The sequence below is a fragment of the Methanobrevibacter sp. genome (assembly GCF_045114555.1).
Taxonomy (GTDB): Archaea; Methanobacteriota; Methanobacteria; order Methanobacteriales; family Methanobacteriaceae; genus Methanobrevibacter.
In genome coordinates this window covers 21,348-30,287 of sequence record NZ_JBGUKT010000004.1, presented here as the reverse complement: position 1 = coordinate 30,287, position 8,940 = coordinate 21,348, and the positions used below count along the sequence as shown (strand labels likewise).

Genomic DNA, 8,940 nt, shown 5'->3' with positions numbered 1-8,940 from the left:
TATTAATAACATAAAATTTAAAGTATAATTATATGTAAAATGGTGATTTGATATGGCAAGGAGAGTTCCTAAACGATTTAGAAGGCCCGTTGAAAGGGAAATTGCAAAGAGTTCTTTATGGGACATATGTTGTGGCGTAGCTGGTGTATTGCTTATTATAGTTATGGTCATTGGGGGAATAAGTATGGTCTATGACCATTTATTTTTTACTCACTTGAGCATTTACGATGATGATATTGATACAATATCCAATGTTCCAACAAATTTGGAAAGTATTGATTTCCCAATTAAATACAAACCGAATTCTACAATTTACATTAATGCAGGTGGTTCTTCAATAATTGGTGAAGATTACTCTTTCAGTGACAGTGTAAAAACTAATTCTGAAGGAGTTGCTATTTATCGTTATATGTTGCCAACCTATGATGAAAATATTAATGAACTTTTTATTAGTTTTAAAGCAGAAGATGATGATAAAGTAATATCTTATAGTCTATGGTATACTATAGCTACAGATGAGAATTTAAATAATACAAAAATAACTTTATACGATTCTTTTAAAGCTTATGAAACAGACTCATACCAAGAAGTTAATGCAAAATTATATTGATCTTTTATATCTTCGAAACGGTTGATTTTATGTCTAGAAGTGGAATTTATAAAATAACTAATGAAAGGACTGGTGAATCCTATATTGGGCAGTCAAAAAATGTTCAAAAACGATGGAATCAACATAAAAATGAATTAAACAAGGGAACCCATCACAATGCGGGCTTACAAAGAGATTATAATAGAGGGGACAGATTTAATTTTCAAGTACTTGAATACACCCCGTACCTTGATGAAAGAGAGAGATTGTATATAAGTCATTTTAATACTTTTCATAATGGGTATAATCAGACCAGAGGAGGATCTGGAACAAAATACTCTCCAGAATATTATAACCCTATGCCTTCTAAAGAAGTTAAGGCTGTTCAAAATTTTATAATTGCTTCATTGGTGTTCATAGGATTATACTTATTGACTCTTTATGTTTCTTCACTCATCTTTAGACCATTGGGCGAGTATGGCAATATGGTTATTTCAACAATTGTCGCATTGTGCGTTAGCAGTTATGTTATTTTACGATGGAAAACAAGTTTTAAATTGGACATGACAAAATTTTTTGCAAAGCAGCCCAATAGTGCTGAAACTAATGAAAAAAATAACACTAGTCCTAATAACAAGGTTATTTCAGATTACATAAATTCTTCTAATCGCAATACGAATACTGGTTATGGGAATAAACCTTATATCTTTGTAGAAACTGTTAGTGAATGTAAATCAAGAATACAAAATATGAATAGCAAATATTTTGAACAATTAATTAATTATTTTCCTACACCAAGATATCAATTAAGGTCTGATCAAATAATTTTCTTATTTAAGAATTTTTCTGCAGAGAAAATTATTAAAAAAGTCAATGAACTTATCGTGGATGAGATTTATGACAATTTATCACTAACAAATAAAAAAGAACCTGAAGCTATTTTAAGGCAAAGAATATCAAAAATATGTGCAATGGATAAAGAAACTTTCAAATCATTATGTGATGATTTTTCAGTCCCTAAGTATTATAAAAAAGAAGGGCAAGTTCAATTTTTATTAAATAATTATCCATATAATCAAATTAATGAAAAACCTGCAGAAAGTTCAGTTGGACCTACTGAAGAAGATTCATTAATGGAAAAAATAAAATTTAATATGCCTTGAATTATAATATTATGTAAAAGATTTACAGCTTAAATGGAGGAAAAATATATGGAATTGAAGACATTGAATAGAATATATTTAAAAAACAACCCTCAAATCAATGAAGATCTTATACAGAAATTCATCTTTGATAATCCTGCAGCATTAGGTCTTGGAGACTTGACTGCTATTCAAAGAGAAAAAATCCAACCGGCTGGTGGGCGTCTTGACATATTATTGGCAGATGATTCTGGAAATAGATTTGAAGTGGAAATACAATTAGGAGCTACCGATCCAAGCCATATTATCAGAACAATTGAATATTGGGATACCGAAAAGAAAAGATATCCTCAATATGACCATTGTGCAGTAATTGTTGCAGAAGAAATAACTGGAAGGTTCATGAATGTAATTTCACTGTTTAATGGTTCAATTCCTCTTATAGCATTACAGCTTTCAGCATACAAAACTGGAGATGATGTTTCACTTGTCTTTACAAAAATAATTGATAGAATAGATTTAGGCACTGAAGAAGAAGAGGAATTACTAACAACTGACAGAAACTATTGGGAAAACACTAAAAGTACAAAGAATATGATGAAAATTGTTGATTCAATATATGAAGACTTAAGTGACCTAGTTTCTGAATATGAATTAAAATACAACAAATTTTACATAGGGCTTACTATTGATGGTATAGCAAGAAACTTTATAGCATTCCAACCACTCAAAAAATTCATGTATCTAAGATTCAAAGGAAACGAGAACGAAGAAATTAACAACAAATTAGACAATGCAGGACTAGAATATTCATACATCAATAGATGGAAAAGATATGATGTAAAGATCAACAACTTCAAAGAATACCAAGAACATAGAGAACTATTTGTAAAAATGGTAAATGATGCAAAAGAATATTTATTATAATTAGCCAAATGTAATCAAAATAAAAAGGTGTTTTAATGGTATTATGTCCAAATTGTAATAGATCATTTGATGATGATTTTGAATTTTGTCCTTATTGTGGCTGTAAAAAGCCACAAGCCAAGGTTTGCCCTCGTTGTGCTTTAGAAACATATGAAGTATTTAGTTTTTGTCCAAAATGTGGTGCGGAATTAATGGCTGGCGAGAGATATTCTGAAGCAATAGGAATCATTCAAGGCTTAGTGACCAATGGAGATTACGATGCTGCCTTGCTAAAATGTTATGAATTATTTGATGAGAAAAAATACGATGGGAACAGAATAAGGGATGCAGTGCTTGATGTGCTCAAAAAAGAAAGGAAATTAAATGATGAAATAAATAATGACCTAAAAGAAATGGGTGAAATTGGAAAGAGAATAGAAAAGAACGAAAAAACTATACAAAAAAATAATAAAATCATTGAAAAAATTAATTCAAAAGCACAAGCAGATCTTTTATATGATGAAATTCATCAACGATGGGATTGTAGTGAAGAAAATAAAGCATTACTTAAAGAAAATAAAGCATTAGACGCAAGAGCTGATGTATTATTCGTTAAAATTAATGATTTTATAGAAAATCCAGAAAAGAGAAGAGAACTAAAATTGTAATAGTAAAATGGATAAAAAATTACTTGTTTTAGCCACTTTTGTTAAAATTGCACCGAATAGGCAAAAAATTTTAAACTGTCTCCACAATAATGATGTTTTAATACCAACAGAGATTGCAAAAGCTACTGGATTACACATCAATAGTGTAAGCAAACAATTAAGATATTTAAGGGAAAAAGAATTAGTTTATTTGCTAAATCCAGACTACAAACGTGGCAGATTGTATAGAATTACTGACTTGGGTATTGATGTGCTAAACTTTTTGAATACAAAACAAAAATAAATCATTAATAGATCACACCATACACAGCACACACCCCCCTCCCATTAAAAATAGATGTGGTGGTTAGGGCAGTACATTATCATATTTTAAAAAAATATAGAAATATATATACATAACACTATTCAAAATTAACTATTTATCACAATACAAGACAACAAGAATTTTGCTTTTTTTATGAAACTTCAACATATCCCAACAATTTAAAAAAAATCTCTTAAAATTAGGTAAAATTATATATCATTCCTCCAGAATATTGATTAACTCAATTAGTAATTTTCATAAACACATATATAAACATGCTAGAAAAACGGGAAATAGAATTTCAAAATGACATCAATATTGATGTGAAACTGTTAATTTTTATAAAAATATTGAATTAAAATGATTTTTAGAAAAAATAATATATAAAACGAAGAAAAATATAATTAGAAACAAATTCTTAACTATTCATAATAATATTTTAACAAAAATCCCAATAGCTAGAAAAAAATTTAACAGATTCCTAAAAATGGTGAAAATATGATTGATACACATATGCATGCGGACTCAAGAAGCAGCGAAGACTTTGAAAAAATGTTTATTAGCGGAATAGATACTGCAATAACTTGCTCTTACTATCCTTATAAAATTGATAACAACCCAGAAATACTTTTAAACCACTTAAATAGAATCCTAAACTTTGAACCAAGAAGAGCTGGAGAATATGGTCTTGACTTAAGGGTTGCATTGGGGATTCATCCAGCTAATGCATTGAAGAACAATGAGATCATATTTGAAGCTTTAGAGAAATGGATAGATAATAAGGACATAATTGCTATTGGAGAAATAGGTTTGGATGAAAATACTGATATGGAAAAAGAAGTCTTTAAAAAGCAATTGGAATTGGCAGAAGATACCAAATCAAAAGTCATCATTCACACTCCAAGAAAAAACAAGCTTGAAGTCTTAAAGGACATAAAGGAAATTGTTCTTGAAAGCATCAATCCAAATCTTGTAGTCATAGATCATATAAACCTCAACACCATTGAAGAGATAATCGATGATGATTTCACCATAGGATTGACTGTACAACCACAAAAGATGGAAGTTGAAGAGGCAATTGAAATTTTAGACAAATATGGATTTGATAAATTCCTATTGAATAGTGATATAAGCAATAAGCCATCTAATCCCCTTTCTGTTCCAAAAACAGTCAGAACACTAAAAAGATTAGGATACGATAAAAAAGAGATAAATAAAGTAGCATTTGAAAATGCAAAAAGCTTTTTCAATATTTAAATGAATAAAAAATAGAAATTTTGAAAAAAAGTATTAAAAAATTGAAAAGGGGAATAATTAAAAAATCATTCCTTAATTAACTTTTCTGCAATCAATGTAGCTGATTCAACCATTTTAGGACATAACTCAGTGAAAAGATTATTTTCCACAGCATATTCAACTCCTTCTTTAGTTCTAATGTCACACCCTAACAATTCATTGCAGATATAAGAACCGTTTTTTGATTCAAATTCCTCTAAAAACTTGACGCAAACATCATCTGACTTTAGTTTGCTATCCACATCACCGACTTCACTTTGACCATACTTTAATCCTAAAGCCATTAATGCACCAGTGCATGCTCCACAAACCTCACCTTTACGCATGCCACTTCCAAAGCATCCTCCTATTTTAAGTGCCTGTTTTTCATCAATCCCTAATTCGTCAGAAAAGCTTGCAAAAACAGCCTGTGCACAATTGAACTTTAATCCGAATAATTCCACTGATCTTTCCACATGACTCATGATACCACTCCAAATAAAACTAAAATATAATAATTATAATAATAATACTAAAATAAACTAATTATTTAAAAAATTAATAAAAAAAGAATTTAAAATACTTGAAAAAAATAAAAAAATAAAAAAATAGAAAAAGAAAAGTAAATAGGAAAAACAATATGAGTATTGTTCCATTTAATCTTTTCTAACTAATTTAACTCTAGATGGAGTTACAATAATTAAGTTTTTGTCTTCAGTTTGTGAAAGCAAAATTGCTTCTGCACCATATTGATGTCTTAAAAGCTTTAAGATTTCTCCTGCTTGTCTGAAGTCCTTTTCACTTTGTTTTTCAAGGAATTTTAAATCAAGAATTACAGGATTGTTTTCTTCAACGATTTGGTCAAAGATGTAATCCATATCATCTACGGATTTTGGTCTGATTAAGACAATTTCATAAAAAGTTTGTTCTGGAGAGATTGTAGTGAATTCATCTTCGAAAAAATCTTCTTCTCCGTAATCGCTAATTCCGTATGCAGTGCCAAAGTCATCTTCTTCAAAACCAAGGCTTTTCTTTAAATTATCTGTAAAACTCATTTTGATCTTCCCTTAAATTTAATAAATAAAATTGATTAATTAATTTAAATAAATTTAAAAAAATTTTAAAATTTTATACATATTATATAAAAATTTGTTTATTAATTTAAAAGTTTAATAAATTAAACTTTGTTACATTAAAGTATATATTTTTTTATAGTTATAAAAGTTATTATTTTTTTTATAAAAAATGGATTTTATAAAAATAGAATTTTATGATAGGGCATGAAAAAATATTAAAAAATATTAAAAGTTTTAAAAAAAATAGTAAAAAAAGAAAATAAATAATTAAATAAAAATCAATTAGTTTTTATCTAAATATTCTAAAATTGCATCTAATATTTTAGCTGCTCCACCAGAATACATATCTGCTGCAGGCAAGCCATATTTCTCTTCAAAGCTTTCTAAAGTCATGTCTTCATCAGCATTTCTTAAGTTAATTGATAATCCAACGACTTTAGTTGTAGGTACAACAGCTTCAATAGCTTTTACCTCATAATCAATACCTCTTGGTTCACGGTATGGATGGTTTGGTCTGTGACCTACGATAACTGCATCTGGATCTGCGCCGATTAGGATACATGCAGACAATCCTCTTGGGTGAGGGTTTCCATCTTCAGTTAAGCTTGATTGCCCTTCGATAAAGATAATGTCCGGTTGGTCATTTTCCTCAACATATTTGATTGAACTTAAAATAGCTGAAGGAATGTCCATTGCAGATAAGCTCCCTGCTCTGAAATTAAATGCGGTAGGCTGTTCCAAACCCATTTCATCAGTGGAAATGATGGAAGCTTTCATACCTCTTTTCATAGCTTCAATTCCTAAGGATTTGGTAGTGGTTCTCTTACCACATTCCTGGGAAGTACCTCCAACAAAAATAACAGGTGCCTTTGCTTCATATGAAATCTTAGGCAATACTTCACAGCATTTTTCAGGTGCTACACCGCAAATCTTACGTACAACATCCAATCTTGGACTAATCTCTTTAATGCAAACATCGTTTTGTTCAGCAAGTTTTAATAAAGATTCATTTTCAGATAAAGATAAAGATCTAAATGAAACAACTGCATTCTTACCATTTGCCAATGCTTGAACCGCGTATTTTAAAGCTGTACCTTCAGCTCCAATAGGCAACATGATTGCTACAGTATTCGCTTCAGTAGATTCAAATAAATCTGATAAGTTTGATGCCACTTCAAGACCACAGAAAGGTTTTCCTTGTTTTGCAGGGTTATCATCAAGGAATCCTACTGTTTCAATCCCTTCGAGGTTAGAGAACTTTTCTCCTCCACCTCCACATCCTACTATAATATAAGGATTTAATTCTTGAAGATCTTCAACAGAATTTATAGAATACAAGTAATCACTCCTCTTTTAAAAATTGTGTAATTTTGATAAAAATATAATATGATAAATTGTTAAACATTGAATTTTTTCAAATAAAATATATTAAATACTAATGCAATAAATAATACAATATCCAACATTATAGAATTTATCCTAGTGTATGTATATATTTATTATTATTAATAAATATTAGCATAAAAATTATTAAATTAATATTTTTGATAGATTTTCATTAGGATGCTGAATTTTAGTAAAATTCATTAAAAATTATAAATATTAAAAAAATAAAAATATTATAGAAAATTAAAAAATATTGAAAATTAATTATTTTTTAAAATATAGTTAACTATATCTACATCAATGAAATCTAAAATAGATAGTTAATATCAACTATTCAAATTATACGATTTAGACTTAATAATTATCAATAGTTATTGCACAAGTATGAAAATTAATAAAGGAGAGAATTAATATGAACACAGATGATGTTACAACTGGAAAAAGTGCAGAAATGAAAATGGATTGTCCAGTATGTGGAGGAAAAGGAACTGCAACTTACACTACTCAAACTCATGAACTTGCTTATTTTGGAGAGGTTGTTGAATCAACCATACAATGTGAAAGATGTGGGTTCAGACATAATGATGTTTTGGCAACTGAACAGAAAGACCCAGCCAAACATAGTTTGATAATTACCAAAAAATCTTTGGACTCAAGAGTGGTCAGATCTCAGTCAGCTACAGTTTCACTTCCCGAAGTTGGAATCAAGGTTGAACCGGGCCCAAAGTCTGAAGGATACATTTCAAATGTTGAAGGTGTTATTGTAAGATTCATTGAAGCGACTGAAAGGGCACTAAATATGTTTACAGATGAGACATCTCAACAAAATGGAAAAATGGTCCTTGAAAACCTGCACAAGATTTTAGATGGTGAACTTGAAACTCTCTTGCTTATAGAAGATCCATTCGGACAAAGCAAAATCATGGATGTTCGTGCAAAGACCGAACCCTTAACTGATGAGGAGCTTAAAAATCTAAAAACTGGTTTTACTGTAATTGATTAAATCATTAAAAAAAAATAGTTAAAAAATTTTAAAAAAAGGTAACCACAAAAAAGTATATCGTGAAAAAATTTAAAATTTAAAATTTAAAAAAAGTAGTTAAAATTGAATTTAAAATAAAAATAAAAAAATAAGAAAATTAGAAGATTTATTCTTCTATTTCTTCTTCATCTTCTTCTTGTTTTGTCATAGATAATGGAGTGAACTCATCTTCCTCTACGACATCTTTTAATTTGAGAGTCTTTTGAACATCCATAGCTAATGCATCACAATCTGCTTTAATAGCATTTAAGTGTAATAAGATTCTTTCTTTTTCTTGGTTGATTCTTTTGATGTTAGTGTATGGATAGGTTGACTCTTTAAGCATTTCGTACTCAATGGTAGTGTATGGGTACTCATTGAGCTGTTCACAAACTTGCTTGAGAATGTCTCCTAAGAACTTGTTCATTTCTACTTTTACTCTTTCCCTGATCATTTTGTCATCATCAAGGTTTTGTTTCATTAAACGAACAACTTCTGCTTTAGCGAAAGGTAAGTATTCATCTTCCTCTTCTTCGATTTCAACATTATTGATTTCTTCTTCAGCCATAATAA

The 8,940-nt window shown here is 29.3% G+C and carries 11 protein-coding genes; 7 read left to right on the top strand and 4 right to left on the bottom strand.

Annotated features, from left to right (window positions below; genetic code table 11):
- Nucleotides 1-52: 52 nt before the first annotated feature.
- The 6 genes from ACJMLB_RS00730 (at nt 53) to ACJMLB_RS00705 (ending at nt 4,866) form a co-directional block, all read left to right on the top strand.
- The gene (locus tag ACJMLB_RS00730) at nt 53-610 is read left to right on the top strand and encodes a hypothetical protein (RefSeq protein WP_405322864.1); all 558 of its coding nucleotides are present in this window, start codon (nt 53-55) and stop codon (nt 608-610) included.
- A gap of 29 nt (nt 611-639) precedes the next feature.
- The gene (locus tag ACJMLB_RS00725) at nt 640-1,752 is read left to right on the top strand and encodes a GIY-YIG nuclease family protein (protein WP_405322862.1); all 1,113 of its coding nucleotides are present in this window, start codon (nt 640-642) and stop codon (nt 1,750-1,752) included.
- Between the two features lie 48 nt (nt 1,753-1,800).
- Nucleotides 1,801-2,658, top strand: a complete 858-nt coding sequence (locus ACJMLB_RS00720) for a hypothetical protein (protein WP_405322861.1) — start codon at nt 1,801-1,803, stop codon at nt 2,656-2,658.
- 35 nt (nt 2,659-2,693) lie between these two features.
- Nucleotides 2,694-3,305, top strand: a complete 612-nt coding sequence (locus ACJMLB_RS00715) for a zinc ribbon domain-containing protein (protein WP_405322859.1) — start codon at nt 2,694-2,696, stop codon at nt 3,303-3,305.
- A 7-nt stretch (nt 3,306-3,312) separates the two neighbouring features.
- Nucleotides 3,313-3,588, top strand: coding sequence for a winged helix-turn-helix domain-containing protein (locus ACJMLB_RS00710; RefSeq protein WP_405322857.1), 276 nt, complete (start codon nt 3,313-3,315; stop codon nt 3,586-3,588).
- A gap of 519 nt (nt 3,589-4,107) precedes the next feature.
- The gene (locus ACJMLB_RS00705) at nt 4,108-4,866 is read left to right on the top strand and encodes a TatD family hydrolase (RefSeq protein WP_405322854.1); all 759 of its coding nucleotides are present in this window, start codon (nt 4,108-4,110) and stop codon (nt 4,864-4,866) included.
- Between the two features lie 65 nt (nt 4,867-4,931).
- Here the strand turns inward: ACJMLB_RS00705 and ACJMLB_RS00700 are convergent, their stop codons facing one another.
- The 3 genes from ACJMLB_RS00700 to ACJMLB_RS00690 all read right to left on the bottom strand — a co-directional run bounded on the left by ACJMLB_RS00700 (nt 4,932) and on the right by ACJMLB_RS00690 (nt 7,298).
- Nucleotides 4,932-5,369, bottom strand: coding sequence for a C-GCAxxG-C-C family protein (locus tag ACJMLB_RS00700; protein WP_295604979.1), 438 nt, complete (start codon nt 5,367-5,369; stop codon nt 4,932-4,934).
- A 171-nt stretch (nt 5,370-5,540) separates the two neighbouring features.
- Complete coding sequence (locus ACJMLB_RS00695) at nt 5,541-5,939, bottom strand: cell division protein SepF (protein WP_296855360.1); 399 nt, start codon at nt 5,937-5,939, stop codon at nt 5,541-5,543.
- Nucleotides 5,940-6,242: 303 nt separating this feature from the next.
- Nucleotides 6,243-7,298: a DUF1611 domain-containing protein gene (locus tag ACJMLB_RS00690; RefSeq protein WP_292786545.1), complete on the bottom strand. Its 1,056-nt coding sequence runs from the start codon at nt 7,296-7,298 to the stop codon at nt 6,243-6,245.
- A gap of 460 nt (nt 7,299-7,758) precedes the next feature.
- Between ACJMLB_RS00690 and ACJMLB_RS00685 the strand changes: the two genes are divergently transcribed.
- A complete protein-coding gene (locus tag ACJMLB_RS00685; RefSeq protein WP_405322851.1) occupies nt 7,759-8,349 on the top strand; it encodes a ZPR1 zinc finger domain-containing protein in 591 nt (196 codons plus the stop codon).
- 145 nt (nt 8,350-8,494) lie between these two features.
- Here ACJMLB_RS00685 and ACJMLB_RS00680 read toward each other — a convergent pair whose 3' ends face one another.
- Nucleotides 8,495-8,935 (bottom strand): hypothetical protein, encoded by a 441-nt coding sequence (locus ACJMLB_RS00680; RefSeq protein WP_298537872.1) that lies wholly within the window; start codon nt 8,933-8,935, stop codon nt 8,495-8,497.
- Nucleotides 8,936-8,940: the final 5 nt, after the last annotated feature.

What these genes read in the sequence shown, in the direction of transcription:
- ACJMLB_RS00730 (WP_405322864.1), top strand. Translation starts at nt 53, where the DNA reads ATGGCAAGGAGAGTTCCTAAACGATTTAGAAGGCCCGTTGAAAGGGAA.
- ACJMLB_RS00725 (WP_405322862.1), top strand. Translation starts at nt 640, where the DNA reads ATGTCTAGAAGTGGAATTTATAAAATAACTAATGAAAGGACTGGTGAA.
- ACJMLB_RS00720 (WP_405322861.1), top strand. Translation starts at nt 1,801, where the DNA reads ATGGAATTGAAGACATTGAATAGAATATATTTAAAAAACAACCCTCAA.
- ACJMLB_RS00715 (WP_405322859.1), top strand. Translation starts at nt 2,694, where the DNA reads ATGGTATTATGTCCAAATTGTAATAGATCATTTGATGATGATTTTGAA.
- ACJMLB_RS00710 (WP_405322857.1), top strand. Translation starts at nt 3,313, where the DNA reads ATGGATAAAAAATTACTTGTTTTAGCCACTTTTGTTAAAATTGCACCG.
- ACJMLB_RS00705 (WP_405322854.1), top strand. Translation starts at nt 4,108, where the DNA reads ATGATTGATACACATATGCATGCGGACTCAAGAAGCAGCGAAGACTTT.
- ACJMLB_RS00700 (WP_295604979.1), bottom strand. Translation starts at nt 5,369, where the DNA reads ATGAGTCATGTGGAAAGATCAGTGGAATTATTCGGATTAAAGTTCAAT.
- ACJMLB_RS00695 (WP_296855360.1), bottom strand. Translation starts at nt 5,939, where the DNA reads ATGAGTTTTACAGATAATTTAAAGAAAAGCCTTGGTTTTGAAGAAGAT.
- ACJMLB_RS00685 (WP_405322851.1), top strand. Translation starts at nt 7,759, where the DNA reads ATGAACACAGATGATGTTACAACTGGAAAAAGTGCAGAAATGAAAATG.
- ACJMLB_RS00680 (WP_298537872.1), bottom strand. Translation starts at nt 8,935, where the DNA reads ATGGCTGAAGAAGAAATCAATAATGTTGAAATCGAAGAAGAGGAAGAT.